Below are 18,289 nucleotides of genomic sequence, written 5' to 3' on the forward strand. Positions count from 1 at the left end.
ATGCAGCAAAATAAGTGCAGCTGCCTATCAGCGCCGATAGACGGCAGCGCAAGCGGATTCCAATCAGGCAGGGGGAGACAGCGATGCGTTTGAGTGCGGTACTTTTTTTGATTTTTTTCGTTGCCGGCTGTACAACAATCGGGCAGGATCAGCGCCCTTCAGGACCGCTACCGACAAGCACACGGCCTGCCTATAATCTTACCGGCTACTCGCCCGCTTTCAAGGACGGCTATATTGACGGCTGCGAAACTGCCAAGAAAACTTCCTATGGACTAAAGAATGAACGCCGTTTTGCTGCCGACAATCAATATCGGATGGGCTGGAACGACGGATTTAGCCTGTGCCGGGGCAAACCGTAGCAGCAATAGCTTGCAATCATGCTGGATATCGGCTGCAGGCGACCGGCCGTTTTTGTTCTTACCACTCGGCATAATGCTTCTGACCTGCCGCCATGGAAGGAAGACCCGGGGCAACGTGTTCCACGCGTCTGAGATATAATAGCGTTTTTTTGCACCTTCCCATGAAGCGTTTACTCCCGCTATTGCTTTATTTCCTGGCGTTCCCCGCCGTCGCCCAGCAACCCAAGTATGTGGCGCCGCAACCCGCATTGTCCATAGCCGCAAAGTCTTACATTCTCGCCGATGTTCAAAGTGGGCAGACACTGGCCAGCGAAAATATTCACGAGCGTGTTGAACCCGCGTCGCTTACCAAATTGATGACAGCGCATATTGTCTTCTCGGCCCTCCGGCAGAAAAGCATTACCTTGACGCAAGTCGTGCCCGTGTCGGAGCGCGCGTGGCGCACGCAAGGATCGCGCATGTTCATAGAGCCCAACAAACTGGTGACGGTTGACGAGTTAATGCGCGGCATGATCGTGCAGTCCGGCAATGATGCATGCATCGCATTGGCGGAAGTTGTTGCCGGCTCGGAGGCTGTTTTCGTGGCAATGATGAACAAGGAGGCGGGACGCCTGGGCATGAAGAACACTCGTTTCGTCAATTCCACTGGCTTGCCGCATCCTGATCATTACACCACCGCATATGACCTCTCTTTGCTGGCGGCGGCCATGATCCGTGATTTTCCGGAATACTACCCGCTTTATTCGTTGCGGGAGTATACCTACAATAAGATCACGCAACCTAATCGGAATCGCTTGCTGTGGCTCGACCCCAATGTGGACGGCCTCAAGACAGGTCATACCGAAGCAGCTGGCTATTGCCTGATTACTTCGGCCAAACGCGGCGAGCGGAGGTTGATTTCCGTGGTGATGGGAACATCCTCCGAAAACGCGCGCGCCATCGAAAGCCAGCGCCTATTGAATCATGGTTTCCAATTCTACGATACCGTACATCTGTATCGAAAGGAGCATGAGGTGGTCGCTATCCAGCTATGGAAAGGTGCACAGAACAAACTCAAGACAGGGTTCGGTCATGATATTTATTTTTCTCTCCCCAAGGGCCAGTCCGATAAACTGAAAGCCAGGGTGGAGTATAAGCAGCCTTTGATTGCTCCTGTCAATGCGGGACAAAAAGTGGGCAGGGTGAAGTTTACCCTCGACGGCAAGCCGATGGCGGAATATCCGCTGGTAGCGCTGGAAACGGTGGGTGTAGCAAATATCTTTGGCCGTGCCTGGGATAGTATGCAATTGTTATTTAATTAGAGCGAGTTAGTACGTAAATCCGGCGTGGATCTTTTTTTTCAATTTAGCCTATGATTTATCTCAACGGTGATTTCATGCCTATCGAGGAAGCCCGTATTCCAGTACTGGACAGGGGCTTCATTTTTGGCGACGGTGTATACGAAGTCATCCCTGTATACTCCCGCAAGCCTTTTCGCCTGGCGGAACACCTGCTCCGCCTGCAGAATAGCCTCGACGGTATCCGGCTGTTGAATCCACATTCGGACAAGGAATGGAGCAGCTTGGTGGAGCAAATCGTTGCCGGTAACGAAAGTGACGATCAGTATCTTTACCTGCACGTCACCCGCGGTGTGGCTAGGCGCGACCATGCTTTTCCCAAGGATGTGGTTCCCACGGTATTCATTATGAGCAACCCCCTGCTGGCGCCGCCGAGAGAGCTGCTTGCCACAGGCGTTGCCGCTATTACAACCAGTGACAACCGATGGTTACGCTGCGATATCAAGGCAATTTCGTTGTTACCCAATGTATTGTTACGACAAATGGCAATTGATGCGGGCGCGGTGGAAGCAGTATTGCTGCGCGAAGGCTTCATGACCGAGGGTGCAGCGAGCAATATCTTTGTGGTAAAAAACGAGATTTTGCTGGCTCCGCCCAAAAATAATTTGATGTTGCCCGGCATCACCTACGATATTGTGCTGGAACTGGCGGCCACAAATAGAATCCCGCATGAAGTGAGATCGGTTTCCGAGTATGAAGTGCGTACTGCGCAGGAACTCTTGCTGACATCCTCAACGAAAGAGATCATGCCAATCACCCGTCTTGACAGCAAACCGGTTGGCGACGGCAAACCGGGATCGATGTTCGCCCTGCTGTACCAGCTCTACCAGGATTACAAGATGACTGTCATGCGAGGCAGCGCCGCGAAATTTTAAGACTGGGAGTCCCGAGCCCATGAATAATTCTACCCAACCCTCCTTGATCGAGTATCCATGCGATTTTCCCATTAAAATCATGGGGCGCGTGGATGGTTTACCGGTCAGACCGATTACTGGCCGGAAACGGGACACGTTTTCGCCCCCTGCCTGGGGTACTTCCATTACTGCGTCAACAGAGCACTATCGGCAGGTATTTATCCAGGGGGTGCTTATGATCGTGAAACGCCATGCCCCGGATTTTGAGGAGGCCAGCCTGGAAGTCAGGATCAGCAAGAAAAATACTTATCTGAGTCTCACCTGCACTATTCGCGCGATTTCCCGTGAGCAACTGGATGCGCTATATCAGGAGCTGGGCGAGCATCCAATGGTCGTGATGGTGCTATGACTGTTCTGAATTTCGAATAATTCCAGGTACCCTTAACATGGACATCTCGTTCCTGGAATCAAGCCTTGGGCGCGCTGCTGAAAGTTCGAATATCAAGATCAGATATACTGGCTTGGCAGACTATCTTTCCACTTGGCGGATGATGAAAGATTTCACGGCATCACGCACGGAGAATACGCCTGATGAAATCTGGCTGTTGCAGCATCGGCCTGTTTATACCCAAGGCGTTGCAGGCAAACCGGAACACTTGCTTCACAACGACGGCATTATCGTCATCCGGACAGATCGCGGCGGACAAATTACGTATCATGGTCCCGGCCAGATTATTGCCTACCTGCTGCTGGACATGCGGCGCCGCAAACTGGGGGTGCGCGAGCTGGTCAGAAAAATGGAAGGTGCCGTGATAGACTTACTGCGGGAGTACCGCATTCATGCCGAAGGGCGGGTGGATGCGCCGGGCGTCTATGTGGAGGGCGCTAAAATTGCAGCATTGGGCCTGAAAATAAAAAACGGCTATTGCTACCATGGCCTTGCTCTCAACGCGGACATGGACCTCAGTCCATTTGACGCAATTAATCCCTGCGGCTATTCGGGTTTGCGGATAACGCAAACCAGAGATCTCGGGATATCCGACAGGCTGGAAACGCTGAGCAGTAAACTTGTCGATAAATTGCAGGCAAGACTTTTGGGAACCGAAAACCGAGCTGTGACCTTATCAAGGACTGAATCTTTTTGTCATGACAACTGAAACTCGCCAGAAAGGCGCGGCTAAAACCGCGCGTAATCCAATTAAAATTGTGCCGCAACCCCCCAGCGAGGTGCTGCGTAAACCGTCGTGGATCCGTGTACGCTCTTCCAACAGCCAGGAATTCTACGAAGTCAAACGAATTTTGCGGGAACAGAAACTGCATACGGTTTGTGAAGAAGCTTCCTGCCCTAATATCGGCGAGTGTTTCGGCAAGGGTACCGCTACCTTCATGATCCTGGGCGACCTTTGTACTCGCCGATGTCCTTTCTGCGACGTCGCACATGGCAAACCGTTGCCACCGGATGCGAAGGAGCCGCTGCATCTGGCGGAATCCATTGCCGCCATGAAGCTGAAATATGTGGTCATCACCAGCGTTGACCGCGATGATCTGCGTGACGGCGGCGCCCAGCATTTCGTGGATTGCATACGTCAGGTGCGGGCTCATTCCCCACGGACAAAAATAGAAATTCTTGTGCCGGATTTTCGTGGAAGATTGGAAGTCGCGCTGGAAAAATTGTTCGCCTGTCCGCCCGATGTGTTGAACCATAATCTTGAAACTGTGCCACGTCTCTACAAGCAGTGCCGTCCTGGCGCGGATTATGCACATTCACTCAAATTGCTGAAAGAATTCAAGGCGCGTTTCCCGGAGATTCCCACAAAATCTGGATTAATGCTGGGCCTGGGAGAAACCGACGATGAAATTCTTGAAGTGCTGCGCGATCTGCGCAAACATAATGTCGAAATGCTTACAATCGGCCAATATCTGCAACCCAGTGGCGGACATTTACCCGTGTTGCGTTATGTGCCACCGGACGGTTTCAAGGAATTCGAACGTGCCGCGATCGAAATGGGTTTCAGCAACGCTGCCTGCGGTCCGATGGTGCGCTCCAGTTATCATGCCGATCAGCAGGCTCATGAAGCAGGCATAGCATGACCGCTAATTCATAATGAAGGATTTCCGGATAATGAAGTAGACACCCCAATAGGAGTTTTCTCCGATGCGTACCATTGCTGCTTTTTTTGTTCTCCTTTCCATGCCGGCCTTTGCTACGGGAATCAGTGTCCTTTCCGATGAAGATGCGACCGCGGGCCTGAAGCAAGCGCTCGGGCAAAGTATCAATGCAGCAGTAGATAAATTGGCGGTGAAAAACGGATTTCTTGAGAACCCCAAAGTCAGAATTCCGCTGCCCGGAGCGCTACAGAAAGTGGAGAAGCCCATGCGCTCTTTGGGCATGAGCAAGTACGCGGAAGGGTTGATCGTGGTCATGAATCGCGCAGCGGAGACAGCATCAGCGGAAGCCGCGCCGCTGATGATGGATGCATTGAAGAAGATGTCGATAGAGGACGCTAAAAAGATACTTGCGGGTGATGATGATGCGGCCACCGAGTATTTCCGCAACAACACTTCGGAGGAGATGACTCAAAAATTCCTGCCAATCGTAAAGAATGCGACAGATCAGGTGGGTCTGCTCAAGAAATATAACGAGTTTGCCGGCAAGGGTGCGAAATTTGGTCTCGTGCCGGAAAAACACGCCAACATCGAAAGCTACGTTACACAAAAAACGCTGGATGGTCTTTACACCATGATGGCGGAAGAAGAAAGCCTCATTCGTAATAACCCGATGGATCAGGGCAGCAAGCTGCTGCAAGAAGTGTTTGGTTCATTGAAATGACGAATGGGAAATCACAGTGCTTACCGCCAATCGCTGTTCTTTTATATCAATCAGGAATTCCGCCGTTCTTTCGTTTCTTCCGGTAGCTTCTCGGCAAGCCAGTCAATCAGGTTGCCGATCAGTTTGTCGCTCGCTTCGGTCAAGGCGTGTACCGCGCCCGCGGCGTTGGCTGCAGGCGCCGCTTGCTCCATGCTGAAGCTGCGCTGAGCGAGCAACAGACGCGTGCTTCTCTCGATGAGGCTAGCGCGCAACCTGACCACAGCACGACTTTGGTCGACTGTATCAAATACCTGAGTGAATTCTTCCAGCTCGAGGCGTACTGCATAATCTGTCTGTGTGCCGTCGCTGGCGCTTACCACGCCGTCATTGCTGGCGGCGGCAACACGCGCTTTAATCCGCTGCGTGAGCAAGGCTGCGGGTGCTGCAGCCCATCGGTTGCTGGCATAGATATACGATCGTGCGAGATCGTGATAGGCCAGACGGTATTGAATTGCCGTACTGTCCAGCCATGCAGGCGAAGTCACTGCAACCGAAAGGCTTGCCGATAACCGCGGCTGGGGGGGCGTATCCGGCGCGTTCGGTGAAGCGGATAGTCCCTGCAGACCGAAGTCATATATTGCCACTGGTGCCTGGGTCCTGGTTGCCGCGCATCCGGCAAGCAGCATCATTGCAAGAATCGGAAATAGAAATTTTCTCATTGGGGAATTCCCTGCGGTGCGTTGGGCGGTACAAAACCATTTTCTCCCGGTCCCGGGAGCGGCGGCGATCTGCCAAACAGCAAACTTCGGGGCTGCTCTTCAAGTTGCAAAAGAAAGCGATCCACACTGCGAGTGTTGCGCGTGATGCCTTCAGTTGCCTCACGGAGTTTATGCATGGTATCGGCAAGCTCTCCGGCGGTTTGGGAGAGGCTGTCAATAGGCCCTCCCTGCTGGTTAATTTTTGCCGTAACCTGGTTAAGATCGATGACCAGTTGATCGGCGTGTTTCAGCACCGAACTTGCGTCGGCCGCCAGCACGGGTAAGGATTTGAGTCCAGGCTCCAACTGGCTGACCGCACCGCGCAAACGGCCCGTCACGGTCTCCGTATTTTCCAGTATGTGCGAAAACCTTGTCTGGTTTTGTTCATTAAGGAGTGAGTTCAATCGCTCTATCAAAACGTTTGCATTACTGAGCAGGCGCTGTCCGGAGTTGGTTATGCTATCCAGGGCCGAGGGGCGAAAGGGGATCTGTGCAGGGTTGCTCGGGTCGGTCTGTAATCTTTCAGCTTTGCCATCTTCGTCATTCAGCTGTACAAACGCAAGGCCCGTCAAGCCCTGGTAGCCAAGCTGAGCGTATGCATTTTTTGTCAACCGCAGGTCCCGATCGACAGCAATGCGGATGAGAATGGAATGCGGATCTTCCGGATCCAGACGGATATTCTCTACTTTTCCCACGCTCACCCCACGATAGCGTACCACGGCCTGGGGATTCAACCCCGTAATAGGGAATTCCGATACCAGCAGATATTTGTCGCGTGTCGCGGTTCCTCCGGTGAACCACATCGCAACGGCCGCTACGGCCGCACTCAGAAAAATTACGAACAAACCCGCTGCAAGGGCGTGGGCACGGTTTTCCATAATAGCTCCTTATAAAACATCGCCAGCCATGACATACCCCGTCTGTCCCAGTGCTTTCTGGCCACGTTCACCGCGGAAAAATTTTGTGATAAACGGATGATCCACTCCTACCACTTCCCGCAGGCTGCCAAGCGCCACGATACGCTGATCCGCCAGGACAGCAACGCGGTCGGAAAGCGCTACCAGCGTATCCAGATCATGCGTCGCCATGACGATGGTGAGCGTCAATTCGGTGCGCATCGTCTGGATCAGCTCAACGAATCCCTCGCTGAGTTCCGGATCGAGTCCGGCGGTGGGCTCGTCGAGAAACAGCAGTTCGGGATCCAGCGCCATGGCGCGCGCCAAGGCAATGCGTTTGATCATGCCTCCGGAAAGCTCGGCCGGCATCTTGCTTGCATGCCGTGCTTCGATATCCACCATTTTAAGTTTAAGCATGACCAGATCGCGTATCATGCCTTCGTCCAGCGTGCGCAACTCGCGCATAGGCAGCGCGATATTGTCGTATACCGATAGCGCGCTGAATAGTGCGCCTTTTTGAAACAACACTCCACAGCGGTTGCGCATGGATTGCAATTTTTTGCGGTCGTGGCCATGCAAGGGTTCGCCGAAAACCCTAACCGTGCCTTGTGCCGGTACCTCCAGGCCCAGCATCTGCCGCATCAGCGCGGTCTTGCCGCTACCGGAACCACCGACCAGCGCGATTACTTCCCCACGGCGTACGCAAAGATTAATGTCTTCGTGCACGACATGCCGGCCGAAGCGGGTATGCAGTCCTTCAAGCCTGATAACGCACTCTCCGTTGGTCATGGGATTATCTTACTCCGGCAGTTGTAGCAAACTCACCATAAGGGTGAAGATCAAGTAACGCAAGAAGTCTTTCTGGATCATAGCGTAAACCGAAGAATGAGCGGTCGACTGCCGGATTCAGAGTAATCACCTTAGCCCAACGTTGGAAAAAACGATGGCGAAAATCGCGTCGATAATAATCACGACGGTGATTGCAGTCACGACCGAGTTTGTGGTGCCTTCACCCAGGCTCTCGGTATTGGATTTGATTCTCAAGCCAAAATGGCAGGAAATTAGCGCTATTACCATGCCGCACACCGCGCCCTTCCCCAACCCTAGCCACAAATTGGCAACAGGTACAACGTCCGGAAGCTTGTTCAAGAAAAATTGATAACTTAACCCTAACTGAATTTCGGCAACAACCATTCCTCCCAGTAATGCGACGGCGCTGGTCCATAGCACCACCAGCGGCATCGCTATCCCCAGCGCAATAACTTTTGGCAGGATCAACCGTTGACTATGCGGTATTCCCATCACGGTCAGCGCATCCAGTTCCTCGGTTACCCGCATCACTCCCAATTGCGCAGTCATGGAAGAACCCGACCGTCCTGCCACCAGTATTGCGGCGAGCATCGGCCCGAGTTCACGAATGATGCTGACGCCAAGGATATTGATGATAAATATGTCGGCGCCAAACATCTGTAGCTGCCTGGAGGAGAGAAAACTCAGCACCACGCCAATGAGAAATCCCACCAGCGCAGTGATACCCAGCGCTTGCGCGCCCGTACGGTACAGGTTTGCGGAAATCTCCCGCCACGGAATGTACGCCGGATGACCGACCAGATATTTTACATCCAGCAACATCTGGCCAATTAATATCACCAGGCCGGTTAAATGTTCCCACAATAGAAAAACAGCCTTTCCCAGCACGGCTACCGGCCATAGCATGTCACGTGGAATGGGGGCGGGGGGGACGGGCGCCTCCTTCATGCGATCAAACAGTCTCTCCTGCTCCGGCCGCAACAACAAATTCGGAGGGCGACGCGAACCCCAGGCTCGCCATAGCAGCACCGCACCGGCATCATCCATTTGGGCAATGCCAGTCAAATCCCACTGTAGTTCAGGATCCGCGGCATAGGCAACAAGTTCTGCGGACAATGCATGGAGCCGTCGTCCCAAGGCAGTCATCGTGCAATTGCCGCTGAGCATTAAACGAGGCGTGCCGCTATCGCCGGTTACACGACGTAATACCATCGACGAATTGTTGTTTTGATTCTCCGGAATCATGATTGGGTCCGGGTAATATTAACCATATGCTAAATATGATAAATACGGTAAATCGAGCGTTCGTAGCCCTTCACCGTTTTCTGCTCTATAGCTTTGTAAAAGTGTCCCGTTCATTTGGACAAGATCCTTTTGAGCCTTTCGCACGCAGCGATTTCCCGCTAGTAGAACTCATTCAATGTTTTCAGGTCAACTTTTCGGCTTGCAGTGTCCGGTTCAACCAGCAGAGAACCAGTGAGTTCCCATCTTGAGTGGAGACGTTTCAGGTATCGGAACACCATTTTCGCGCCATCTGTTTTAATTTCCGCCGCCATTATCCCTTGTGGATTATGCCTAACACTGAGCATGGTGCTGCCGGTGCCGGAAATACTTACACTATGGAATTTCCTGTTCAAATAATCTCGATAACCGTCTGTTCCTACATTTCTAAAAAATATGGCATGGTACTTGCTTTACTTGGTTGGAAAGCTCTACAGGGACATGGAGAACAAAAATGAAAAAGTTGATTGCGGGAGGACGGAACGGTTAGCGATGGAACTCTGTCAGCGCCGCCCTCAGATTAGGGAACAAAAAATCGAAGGGTAGTGAAAGGACAACAATAATGCAGGGACAATAACAATAATAAAAACAATAATAATAACAATAGTAGAATCAGGGTCAGGGTAATATTCTCAGACATGAAATGTTACTCCGATCCTGATTATTTTTTCCGTAACCTGAATCACGCTGGCTATAGCTTTCTGGCCAATGCATTGCTGACATGCTCTACGATTGCACCCGCATTCCAGCCTCCCGTCCATGAAATTTCCGCACTTCCGCGGCCAAGGCGCCCTGGCGGTTGACCTGGCCTCTTCATGGCAACAACGCAAGTGTTTAGCCCGCTATCCCCGTCATAATTTCTTCGCCTGGACGATACCAATCAAGTTGAATTTGGTCTGGATTGCGCGCCTTCGAAGCGATTTGCGTTATTAATGCTGATGCTGATGCTGATGTTGGTTATGTGAGGGCTGAGCGCCGCCTAGCCTGGCAGGCCGCTCCTTGATGCGAATCTGATAATCGGCGTGACACGCAACGCACTTTTTCATGGATTCGCTCAATTGCCGTAGTGTATGCTTGGGATCTTTCAAAGACTCCGCATCAGCAGCTATTTGATCGAAATCCTTATGTACCGACATGCCAAGATGCATGAATTCCTTCGACAGAACCTCCTTGAGATGATCCTCACCTTTATGCGCCATGCTCATGCCAAGCGGACGTGCGTGCTTGGCTACCGCCGCCATATCTTCCCTTAAGAGCGCGTCCAGGATACCCTGCGTTCCTGCCAGAAAGGCACGCATTTCCGTGAGTACGTGGTTTCGCTGGATCTCGGTGATGGATAGAACCTGACGTTTATCAATCTCATTCGCCGTCGCAGTCATGGTGATAAAGCTGAGAACTATGGCAAGAATCTTTTTCAAATTAATCTCCCGGGCAAGGTTTTAAAGGTTGGAACTCAGTCTCTCTATCAACACGGGCCATTCAGAGATCTCTCAATGCCCACGCCCACGCTCAGCAATAGTCAAGTTTGACCCCACTCACCGTGAATTGATTCAAACGAATAGAATCCAAGCGTCAAACTGATAACGTCACAACCCACAACTGTCCTAAACTACAACTGGTCATCCTCGAGCCATAATATGTGGGCCATTTCTACCCTTGCTGATCGCTTTATCGGTTTTATTTCACGCCCGCCCTGGCTGTTTATATTTCAGAAAAGTGGGAGCTGCTACGATCGTGTGCAGGACGCGGCGAAATCCATGAATGCAGGCACTTGAGTGGTAAAGGTTATGCAACCACTATTTTCGACCATAAATCATGGGCGTCGGCACCGGTAATTTCGACTTCGACAAACTCACCGGACTTCAGATTTTTCGCGTGGCTGATATGCACCACGCCATCAATCTCGGGGGCGTCGGCAGTGCTCCGGGCGATGGCTTTGTTTTTTTCTATTTCATCCACCAGCACCGTCATGCGCTTGCCGATTTTTCGAGTAAGGCGTGCGGTGCTGATTCTTTCCTGCACCGCCATGAAGCGGGCACGGCGTTCCTCTTTCACTTCTTCCGCAACGTGATCGGATAGAGTGTTCGCTGCCGCTCCTGCCACTGGTGAGTAGGCAAAGCAGCCGACGCGGTCCAGTTGCGCTTCCTGGAGAAATTCCAGGAGTTGTTCAAACTCTGCTTCAGTCTCGCCGGGAAAACCGACGATGAAGGTACTGCGCAGCGTGATATCCGGGCAAATTTCACGCCATTGCTTGATGCGCACCAGATTATTCTCCGAACTGGCGGGGCGCTTCATCGCTTTTAAAATGCTCGGGCTTGCGTGCTGAAACGGCACGTCCAGATACGGCAGAATTCTTCCCTCCGCCATTAGCGGTATCACTTCATCAACATGCGGGTACGGATAGACGTAGTGCAGCCGTACCCAAACGCCGAATTCACCCAACGCGCGTACCAGTTCGGTCATACGGGTTTTGAGCGGTCTGCCTTGCCAGAAACCGGTGCGATATTTCACATCGACGCCATAGGCGCTAGTGTCTTGCGAAATGATGAGCAATTCCCTGACACCGGCGTTGACCAGGTTTTCCGCTTCCTGCATGACCTGATTGACCGGGCGGCTGATCAGGTCGCCGCGCATGGAGGGGATAATGCAGAAGGTGCAACGGTGATTGCAGCCCTCCGAGATCTTGATATAAGCATAGTGCCTGGGTGTCAGCCGTATTCCCTGCGGAGGGATCAGGCTGGTAAAGGGGTCATGCGGCTGCGGCAGATGCATGTGTACCGCGGCCATGACTTCCGGCAAAGCATGCGGACCGGTGACCGCGAGCACCTGGGGATGGGCTTGTTTGACTACGTTGCCGCCGTCCTTGGCGCCAAGGCAGCCGGTGACGATGACCTTGCCGTTTTCCGCCAATGCCTCGCCGATGGCATCCAGCGATTCTTCCACGGCGCTGTCAATGAAGCCGCAAGTATTGACGACTACCAGGTCGGCGTCCTCATAAGAGGGGGAAATGTCGTAGCCTTCGGCACGCAACTGAGTAAGAATTTGCTCGGAATCCACGAGTGCCTTGGGGCAACCGAGCGAGACAAAACCGACTTTGGATGATGGGTGTTTGAGAACGGGCATGGGATATGAAAATATGGTTAGGGGATGAAAAAATAAATCGGAAGGGAGATACCTTCCGCATATGAAAACCGGCTTGGGTTTAACGATTTTGTGCCATCTGAAAACTCACGCCGGGTGTGCGAACAGGCTGCCAGCCAGCCAGATGGAGCTGATGCCCAGGGTGATCAGCGCGACTTGCTGAATCGTCGCGCCGATTTCAGGGCGCTTGTGGAGGCCCGGAATCAGGTCGGACATTGCCACATAAATCATGCTGGCGGCAGCCAGTCCCAGCAGTGAGGGGATGAGGTGGTTCATGTCTTGCAACATGAAGTAGGTCAGCAGGCCACCAATCAGCGTTGCAATACTGGACAAGAGATTAAAAAGCAATGCCTGCCGGCGCGTATAGCCGGAGTTGAGCAGAATCAGAAAATCACCGGCTTCCTGCGGAATTTCATGGGCGATTATAGCGATGGAAGTGACGATGCCCAGTTGCACATCCGCCATGAATGCCGCGGCAATGAGTATGCCATCGACAAAGTTGTGAAATGTGTCACCCAGCATGATCATCAAGCCGCTGCGGCCATTATCGTGACTGCTTGGAGCTGCGGCCTCAACCACGGCGACACCATGCAGGGGATCGTGCGCCTCACATTCTTCAACGTGGCAGTGGCGCCACAGAACCAGTTTTTCCAGGATGAAGAATAACAGGATGCCGAACAGCACTGTGCCGGTCATTTGTGCCGGATTTTTCGAAAGCTCGAGCGCTTCCGGCAGCGCGTTGAGAAAAGCGGCTCCCAGAAGCGCGCCGATAGCATATGAAATCAGCATTTGTACCCACGAAACACGCGTGTTGAGGGTCAGCGCGGCCGCAAACAGCACGCTTAATGTGCCGCCAAACAAGGTGGTGACAATGATCCAGCCGAGAATAGACATTAACCCGGATACGGCAATTGGACGCGCTGTAGCGGACTCGCCAAAGAGCTGAAAATCAGGCGGCGAAAAGAATGGTTTCGGATCACGATGTCAAATTGAAAAATGGGCGGTCAACCACCGGTTTAGGTTTAAACGCGTTTAGAAGAAAATGCGGGATTATACGCTCTTGCAGGATGCAAAAAACCAGGTGACAGCGATAAGGCGCTGATAGCGTATATTATAAGATTCTCTCTGGAGGAACTGTGAAACTCAGGATACCTCCTATCGGAAGCGTGCCGGATTCTACGACAGCTCGTCAGTCAGCCAGATCAATCCTGCCATCCGCCCGGTATTGCCGTCACGGCGGTAGGAAAAAAACCGTGCTGGATCACTGAAGGTACACTCGCCCCCACCGTAAATCTCGGCCACGCCGGCTTTCGTCAACCGCTGTCGCGCAAGCAGAAATAGATCGGCGAACCATTTGCCGCGATGCGCCTGGTGCGGCATGAAGGCGATAGCGGACTCCTTGTCGCATTCGACAAAGGCCTGCCGCACCTCCTCTCCGACCTCAAAATGGTGAGGACCGATGGCCGGCCCGAGCCATGCCATGATATGGGTCTTTATATCACCCCGACAGTCTATCTGGCCTATCTCCGATACCGTGCGTTCGATTACTCCCCCCGCCAATCCGCGCCAGCCCGCATGGATTACGCCGACTATGGTGCCCCCATGGTCGCACAATAGTATCGGCAGGCAGTCGGCGACAAGTACCGCGCAGACATTTCCAGCACGTTGGGTGAATGCGGCGTCGGCGTTGCATGGAGCCGTGCAATCATCCCCATCGATTCGGACTGACAGCGTGCCGTGTACCTGTTTCAGCCATCGAGGCTCGCCTGGCAAGATGCGGCGCAACAGCGCCCGGTTTTGTTTGACGGTTGATGGCTCGTCGCCAACATGGTCGCCCAAATTGAGGCTGGCGTAAGGCCCGCTGCTGATTCCGCCCTGACGCGTGGTAAACACGGCTTTAACATTGCTGGGTGCGGGCCAGCCGGGAGTGATCCAGTCGTTCATGCTGGCAAATTGATGGGTAAGTTGCTTTGGTCCCGATGTTGCCGCAGACTTAACAGGAGCCTGTTCATATCCTCGGGCAGCGCCGCTTCCCACATCATTCGCTTCCCATGTTGTGGATGAGATAATTCCAGTCTTTGTGCATGCAGTGCTTGCCTTGAGAAGCCGGCAATCAGCGGTTCGCTTCCTTTCGAGGCCTTTTTCGGCTTGCCTCCATAGACTGGATCGCCTACCAGCGGATGCCCAATGGAGTGCATGTGCACACGAATCTGGTGGGTACGCCCTGTTTCCAGGCTGCATCGGAGCAAGGTGCACCCATCAAATTTTTCCAGTACCTGGTAGTGGGTACGTGCCTCCTTGCCGCCTACGGTTACCGCCATTTTTGTACGCTGTACCGGGTGCCGCCCAACCGGTGCATTCACCCATCCACCAGCCGAAACATCGCCTAGCACCAGCGCCAGATAATCGCGCTTCACACTATGTTTTTGCAGTTGCCGCACCAGGCTGGTTTGTGCTTCCAGGGTTTTCGCTACGACCAGCAGACCGCTGGTATTTTTATCCAGCCGGTGAACAATGCCCGCGCGAGGGACTCCGCTCAATTGCGGGGCGTAATGGAGCAGCGCATTCAGCATGGTGCCCTGCCAGTTGCCGCTACCGGGGTGCACAACCAGTCCGGCGGGCTTATTGATGACTATGATCAAATGATCTTCATAGACGATATTGAGTGAGATGGCTTCGGGGGCATAAGCGGTCTCGACAGGTTGGCTTTGTGGCCGCCTGACCTGTATCCTTTCCCCACCCCGCAATTTCTGTTTTGGAATGGCCTCTCCGTTGTCCAGACTTATCCGTTTTTCCAGAATCCATGCTTGCAAGCGGCTTCGGGACCAATCCGGCAGCAGCCACGCAAGAGCCTGGTCAAGCCGCATGCCAGCGTAGTCCGGGGGAATTGTCAGTTCGATGACGATTTCGGCCGGTTCAGGCAATATAAGCTTTGCGCTATAATGGGAACGTTCGTTCTTATTTTCCTGTGAATTCATTATGTCGCGTAGTTTAGCTTTATTTCTGACGTTGTTGCTATCGGCCTGCGGTCTGCTATCGACCAAGGACGCGGGAGACCAGAAGAGTTGGTCTGCCAGCAAGTTTTATTCCGAAGCAAAAACGGAGATGAACAGTGGAAATTACTCGGCGGCTATTAAATTATTCGAAGCCCTCGAAGCGCGTTATCCTTATGGGCGCTATGCGCAGCAGGCGCAGCTTGAAATTGGCTACGCCCATTACAAAGATGGCGAGCAGGCCACGGCTATAGCCGCTGCCGACCGTTTCATCAAGCTGCATCCGAATCATGCGAACGTGGATTATGCTTATTATCTTAAAGGATTGGCGAATTTTAACGATGACTTGGGGCTGATGGGTATCGTATCGGAAAAAATTCTCAATCAGGATATGAGCGAGCGCGATCCGAAGGCGTCGCGCGAGTCGTTTGAGAATTTCAGAGAACTGGTCACGCGTTTTCCCAATAGCAAATACACACCGGATGCGGTGCAGCGCATGAAGCACCTGGTTAATGTGGTCGCGCTGGGCGAGGTGCAGGTAGCGCGCTATTACATGAGGCGAGGTGGCTATGTCGCGGCCGCCAATCGTGCGCAATATTGCCTGAAGGAATATCCGCAGACCCCGGCTACGGAAGAAGCGCTATTCATCATGATAAAAGCTTACGACGCACTGGGAATGACCGATTTGCGTGACGATGCCGAACGTGTGATGAGAAAGAATTTCCCCAACAGCCGATTTTTTCCCGACTCGACCGCGGCGACAGGCGACTCCTGGTGGAAGTTCTGGTAGCACAGTCCTTCCAACTCTCAAAGTCTGCGCTTAGCCAGTCATGCTTCACTTTCGATTCTTCAAGACCAGCCTGTCCGCATCAGGCAATTTCAGGATTTAGATTCGTGATTGAGCGTTCGCCGTTTTCCCTGATGGATTGCTCGCGCCCCGTTTCTTCCCGCAAGCGGATTGCCATCACATCGCATTTGGCATGATGCAGCACGCTATTTGCTGTGGATCCCAGCAATAAAGCGAGACCGTGACGTCCATGTGAGCCAACAATAATTAAATCGATATGCTCCCGCTCGGCAATCCGGACGATTTCCTCTTCAGGCACTCCCCAGACCATCCATCGGCAAGATGCGTCGACGCCCAACCGATTACCGATTTGCATGAAGCTGGATTTCTCTTTCTCCAGCAATTCATATGATGAAACTTCATGAAGGGGAATGATCGTGCCATAGGCTGTATCCGGCATCGGGATATCGTCCAGCACGTGGATAATGCTCAATTTTGCATGAAAAATGTCTGCCAGATGCTTTGCTTTTCGTATGACCTGATCGTCATGTTCCGAAACATCAACGGCCAGTAAAATATGTTGATAGCTATCCATGATTTCTTTCTTCCCGATGATAAGTATCCTCAGGCGGCAGGGAATCAGGACGGCCGCTGGCATCCTGTCCGGATTGAAAGGAAATAGGAAATAAGAAATCGACGCTAAAGCGCGCAGTCACTTTTTCGCTTTGATTCTTTAGGTTCGAAGACCCGAGTACGATTAATGTAGCGTTTCAGGTGCCCCCATGAGCGACTTCCTGCTGGGATTTGAGCATTGTGCGTAATACTTTCCATACATTTTCCACGATTCTTTGCTGGGCGTCTGCATTCGGATGTATCCCGTCGGATTGGAAAAATTCGCGTTTGTCGCCAAAACCGTCCAGCAGGAATGGCACCAGTTTGAGCCGGTGACGTTTCGCAAGTTGCGGATAAATATCCTGAAACTTTTGCGTGTATGCTATGCCATAATTGGGTGGAAGCTGCATTCCGGCTAACAGCACCGTGGCTTTGTTTCGCTGGCAGGCTTCAATGATGGCTTCGAGGTTGTCACGAATCGATTCGATGGATGCACCGCGCAACCCGTCATTTCCACCAAGTTCGATAATGACAATGTCAGGGCGGTGGATTTTAAGTGCTTCCTCGATGCGATTACGTCCGCCCACCGCGGTTTCGCCACTGATGCTGTTATTGATCAGGTGGACCGGTGATTGCGTTTGCAGCCGTTTTTTCAGCAGGCTGACCCATCCTGCATCCTGCGATAGGCCATAGCCGGCAGACAGGCTATCGCCAAATACCATGATAGTAGTCGTTGCGGGTGTGGCCGCGGACGCGGGCACGGCTGCCGTCCCCGAGTGGACGGCCGAGACACTTGATAATATATACAGAATAATCAGGAAATTTTTCATGACAGATAACCTTGTTGGATGGCCTATTGTGCAGACAACTGCCTTGACCAAGCAAGTCAGCACCGGTGACGAGCAGCTTACCATTTTGGAGGACATTAATCTGGAAGTAAATGCCGGCGACTCCGTTGCGATAGTGGGAGCGTCGGGGTCGGGAAAATCGACATTGCTGGGACTGCTAGCAGGGTTAGATACGCCCTCCAGCGGGAAGGTTCATCTTGGCGGAGAGGATATTTTCTTGCTGGACGAAGACGCACGCGCCGCGTTGCGAGGACGCATGCTGGGTTTCGTATTCCAGTCATTTCAGTTGCTGCCCGCATTGACTGCGATTGAGAATGTAATGTTGCCGCTGGAGCTTGCCGGTTCAAATAAGGCAGGCATCGCTGCATTGGAGCTGCTTGAACGCGTCGGGCTGGGAATGCGTCTGAAGCATTATCCAAGGCAACTTTCCGGCGGCGAGCAACAGCGTGTCGCCATTGCGCGCGCATTTGTCACGCAACCGCAATTGCTGCTGGCCGATGAGCCTACCGGCAACCTGGATTCCATCACAGGCGCGCAAATTATAGAGCTCATGTTTGAGCTGAACCGAGAGCGCGGCACCACCCTGGTTCTGGTGACACATGACGAAGCCATCTCCAGTCGCTGCTCATGGCGGATACGGTTGGCTGGGGGAAAGATTGTAAGTTGATGGATGCAACAATCCTGCTGGAAGCGGATGCGGAGAAATGGAACGGAATGCTTCCCCTTTCGGGGGATAACGCTTCATTTTTTTGCCCACAATTCAAATAGATTTGGGTAAAGCGCCCTTTGATGGAAGTTATCTCT

At 52.7% G+C, this 18,289-nt stretch carries 20 protein-coding genes; 9 read left to right on the forward strand and 11 right to left on the reverse strand.

Annotated elements, in window-relative coordinates; translation table 11 throughout:
• Nucleotides 1–14: 14 nt before the first annotated feature.
• The 7 genes from BLP45_RS12140 (at nt 15) to BLP45_RS12170 (ending at nt 5,380) form a co-directional block, all read left to right on the forward strand.
• Complete coding sequence (locus BLP45_RS12140; protein ID WP_256327813.1) at nt 15–359, forward strand: hypothetical protein; 345 nt, start codon at nt 15–17, stop codon at nt 357–359.
• Between the two features lie 161 nt (nt 360–520).
• Complete coding sequence (locus BLP45_RS12145) at nt 521–1,660, forward strand: D-alanyl-D-alanine carboxypeptidase family protein (RefSeq protein ID WP_090372755.1); 1,140 nt, start codon at nt 521–523, stop codon at nt 1,658–1,660.
• Nucleotides 1,661–1,710: 50 nt separating this feature from the next.
• A complete protein-coding gene (locus BLP45_RS12150) occupies nt 1,711–2,571 on the forward strand; it encodes a D-amino acid aminotransferase (protein ID WP_090372756.1) in 861 nt (286 codons plus the stop codon).
• 79 nt (nt 2,572–2,650) lie between these two features.
• A complete protein-coding gene (locus tag BLP45_RS12155; protein ID WP_371128754.1) occupies nt 2,651–2,959 on the forward strand; it encodes a YbeD family protein in 309 nt (102 codons plus the stop codon).
• Nucleotides 2,960–2,996: 37 nt separating this feature from the next.
• The gene (lipB, locus tag BLP45_RS12160; protein ID WP_090372758.1) at nt 2,997–3,707 is read left to right on the forward strand and encodes a lipoyl(octanoyl) transferase LipB; all 711 of its coding nucleotides are present in this window, start codon (nt 2,997–2,999) and stop codon (nt 3,705–3,707) included.
• Nucleotides 3,697–4,641 carry a lipoyl synthase gene (gene lipA / locus BLP45_RS12165; protein ID WP_090372759.1) on the forward strand — a complete coding sequence of 315 codons (945 nt, stop codon included), beginning with the start codon at nt 3,697–3,699 and terminating at the stop codon, nt 4,639–4,641. The genes lipB and lipA overlap by 11 nt, the downstream gene beginning before the upstream one ends.
• A gap of 64 nt (nt 4,642–4,705) precedes the next feature.
• A complete protein-coding gene (locus BLP45_RS12170) occupies nt 4,706–5,380 on the forward strand; it encodes a DUF4197 domain-containing protein (protein WP_090372760.1) in 675 nt (224 codons plus the stop codon).
• Nucleotides 5,381–5,430: 50 nt separating this feature from the next.
• On the opposite strand, the gene BLP45_RS12175 is transcribed toward BLP45_RS12170, so the two are convergent.
• The 9 genes from BLP45_RS12175 to rluD all read right to left on the reverse strand — a co-directional run bounded on the left by BLP45_RS12175 (nt 5,431) and on the right by rluD (nt 15,223).
• Entirely contained in the window at nt 5,431–6,078 is a 648-nt protein-coding gene (locus tag BLP45_RS12175; RefSeq protein ID WP_090372761.1) for an ABC-type transport auxiliary lipoprotein family protein, read from the reverse strand.
• Nucleotides 6,075–6,995, reverse strand: coding sequence for an MlaD family protein (locus BLP45_RS12180; protein ID WP_090372762.1), 921 nt, complete (start codon nt 6,993–6,995; stop codon nt 6,075–6,077). Before BLP45_RS12180 ends, BLP45_RS12175 begins: the two co-directional genes overlap by 4 nt.
• A gap of 9 nt (nt 6,996–7,004) precedes the next feature.
• Nucleotides 7,005–7,802 carry an ABC transporter ATP-binding protein gene (locus BLP45_RS12185; RefSeq protein ID WP_090372763.1) on the reverse strand — a complete coding sequence of 266 codons (798 nt, stop codon included), beginning with the start codon at nt 7,800–7,802 and terminating at the stop codon, nt 7,005–7,007.
• A 126-nt stretch (nt 7,803–7,928) separates the two neighbouring features.
• The gene (locus tag BLP45_RS12190; RefSeq protein ID WP_090372764.1) at nt 7,929–9,068 is read right to left on the reverse strand and encodes an MlaE family ABC transporter permease; all 1,140 of its coding nucleotides are present in this window, start codon (nt 9,066–9,068) and stop codon (nt 7,929–7,931) included.
• A 965-nt stretch (nt 9,069–10,033) separates the two neighbouring features.
• The gene (locus tag BLP45_RS12200) at nt 10,034–10,522 is read right to left on the reverse strand and encodes a hypothetical protein (protein WP_256327814.1); all 489 of its coding nucleotides are present in this window, start codon (nt 10,520–10,522) and stop codon (nt 10,034–10,036) included.
• Between the two features lie 367 nt (nt 10,523–10,889).
• Complete coding sequence (gene rimO / locus BLP45_RS12205) at nt 10,890–12,227, reverse strand: 30S ribosomal protein S12 methylthiotransferase RimO (RefSeq protein ID WP_090372766.1); 1,338 nt, start codon at nt 12,225–12,227, stop codon at nt 10,890–10,892.
• Nucleotides 12,228–12,332: 105 nt separating this feature from the next.
• The gene (locus BLP45_RS12210) at nt 12,333–13,139 is read right to left on the reverse strand and encodes a ZIP family metal transporter (protein ID WP_090372767.1); all 807 of its coding nucleotides are present in this window, start codon (nt 13,137–13,139) and stop codon (nt 12,333–12,335) included.
• A 282-nt stretch (nt 13,140–13,421) separates the two neighbouring features.
• Complete coding sequence (pgeF, locus tag BLP45_RS12215; protein ID WP_090372768.1) at nt 13,422–14,189, reverse strand: peptidoglycan editing factor PgeF; 768 nt, start codon at nt 14,187–14,189, stop codon at nt 13,422–13,424.
• Nucleotides 14,186–15,223: a 23S rRNA pseudouridine(1911/1915/1917) synthase RluD gene (rluD, locus tag BLP45_RS12220; protein WP_090372769.1), complete on the reverse strand. Its 1,038-nt coding sequence runs from the start codon at nt 15,221–15,223 to the stop codon at nt 14,186–14,188. The genes pgeF and rluD overlap by 4 nt, the downstream gene beginning before the upstream one ends.
• A gap of 1 nt (nt 15,224) precedes the next feature.
• Between rluD and BLP45_RS12225 the strand changes: the two genes are divergently transcribed.
• Entirely contained in the window at nt 15,225–16,028 is an 804-nt protein-coding gene (locus BLP45_RS12225) for an outer membrane protein assembly factor BamD (protein ID WP_090372770.1), read from the forward strand.
• A 79-nt stretch (nt 16,029–16,107) separates the two neighbouring features.
• Here BLP45_RS12225 and BLP45_RS12230 read toward each other — a convergent pair whose 3' ends face one another.
• Both BLP45_RS12230 and BLP45_RS12235 read right to left on the reverse strand, forming a co-directional pair.
• Nucleotides 16,108–16,620: a universal stress protein gene (locus tag BLP45_RS12230; protein WP_090372804.1), complete on the reverse strand. Its 513-nt coding sequence runs from the start codon at nt 16,618–16,620 to the stop codon at nt 16,108–16,110.
• Nucleotides 16,621–16,795: 175 nt separating this feature from the next.
• A complete protein-coding gene (locus BLP45_RS12235; protein WP_090372771.1) occupies nt 16,796–17,467 on the reverse strand; it encodes an arylesterase in 672 nt (223 codons plus the stop codon).
• Between BLP45_RS12235 and BLP45_RS12240 the strand changes: the two genes are divergently transcribed.
• The gene (locus tag BLP45_RS12240) at nt 17,466–18,152 is read left to right on the forward strand and encodes an ABC transporter ATP-binding protein (RefSeq protein WP_090372772.1); all 687 of its coding nucleotides are present in this window, start codon (nt 17,466–17,468) and stop codon (nt 18,150–18,152) included. The two genes, BLP45_RS12235 and BLP45_RS12240, sit on opposite strands and share 2 nt — an antisense overlap.
• The last annotated feature ends 137 nt before the right edge of the window (nt 18,153–18,289 follow it).

Origin of the sequence: Nitrosospira sp. Nl5 (genome assembly GCF_900102495.1) — a bacterium.
In the GTDB taxonomy this organism is placed as follows: domain Bacteria; phylum Pseudomonadota; class Gammaproteobacteria; order Burkholderiales; family Nitrosomonadaceae; genus Nitrosospira.

Coding starts and splice junctions, on each gene's coding strand:
- BLP45_RS12175 (WP_090372761.1), bottom strand. CDS start 6,078: ATGAGAAAATTTCTATTTCCGATTCTTGCAATGATGCTGCTTGCCGGA.
- rimO (WP_090372766.1), bottom strand. CDS start 12,227: ATGCCCGTTCTCAAACACCCATCATCCAAAGTCGGTTTTGTCTCGCTC.
- BLP45_RS12230 (WP_090372804.1), bottom strand. CDS start 16,620: ATGGATAGCTATCAACATATTTTACTGGCCGTTGATGTTTCGGAACAT.
- BLP45_RS12240 (WP_090372772.1), top strand. CDS start 17,466: ATGACAGATAACCTTGTTGGATGGCCTATTGTGCAGACAACTGCCTTG.
- BLP45_RS12225 (WP_090372770.1), top strand. CDS start 15,225: ATGTCGCGTAGTTTAGCTTTATTTCTGACGTTGTTGCTATCGGCCTGC.
- BLP45_RS12170 (WP_090372760.1), top strand. CDS start 4,706: ATGCGTACCATTGCTGCTTTTTTTGTTCTCCTTTCCATGCCGGCCTTT.
- pgeF (WP_090372768.1), bottom strand. CDS start 14,189: ATGAACGACTGGATCACTCCCGGCTGGCCCGCACCCAGCAATGTTAAA.
- BLP45_RS12180 (WP_090372762.1), bottom strand. CDS start 6,995: ATGGAAAACCGTGCCCACGCCCTTGCAGCGGGTTTGTTCGTAATTTTT.
- BLP45_RS12235 (WP_090372771.1), bottom strand. CDS start 17,467: ATGAAAAATTTCCTGATTATTCTGTATATATTATCAAGTGTCTCGGCC.
- BLP45_RS12155 (WP_371128754.1), top strand. CDS start 2,651: ATGGGGCGCGTGGATGGTTTACCGGTCAGACCGATTACTGGCCGGAAA.
- BLP45_RS12145 (WP_090372755.1), top strand. CDS start 521: ATGAAGCGTTTACTCCCGCTATTGCTTTATTTCCTGGCGTTCCCCGCC.
- lipB (WP_090372758.1), top strand. CDS start 2,997: ATGGACATCTCGTTCCTGGAATCAAGCCTTGGGCGCGCTGCTGAAAGT.
- BLP45_RS12190 (WP_090372764.1), bottom strand. CDS start 9,068: ATGATTCCGGAGAATCAAAACAACAATTCGTCGATGGTATTACGTCGT.
- BLP45_RS12150 (WP_090372756.1), top strand. CDS start 1,711: ATGATTTATCTCAACGGTGATTTCATGCCTATCGAGGAAGCCCGTATT.
- lipA (WP_090372759.1), top strand. CDS start 3,697: ATGACAACTGAAACTCGCCAGAAAGGCGCGGCTAAAACCGCGCGTAAT.
- BLP45_RS12210 (WP_090372767.1), bottom strand. CDS start 13,139: ATGTCTATTCTCGGCTGGATCATTGTCACCACCTTGTTTGGCGGCACA.
- rluD (WP_090372769.1), bottom strand. CDS start 15,223: ATGAATTCACAGGAAAATAAGAACGAACGTTCCCATTATAGCGCAAAG.
- BLP45_RS12185 (WP_090372763.1), bottom strand. CDS start 7,802: ATGACCAACGGAGAGTGCGTTATCAGGCTTGAAGGACTGCATACCCGC.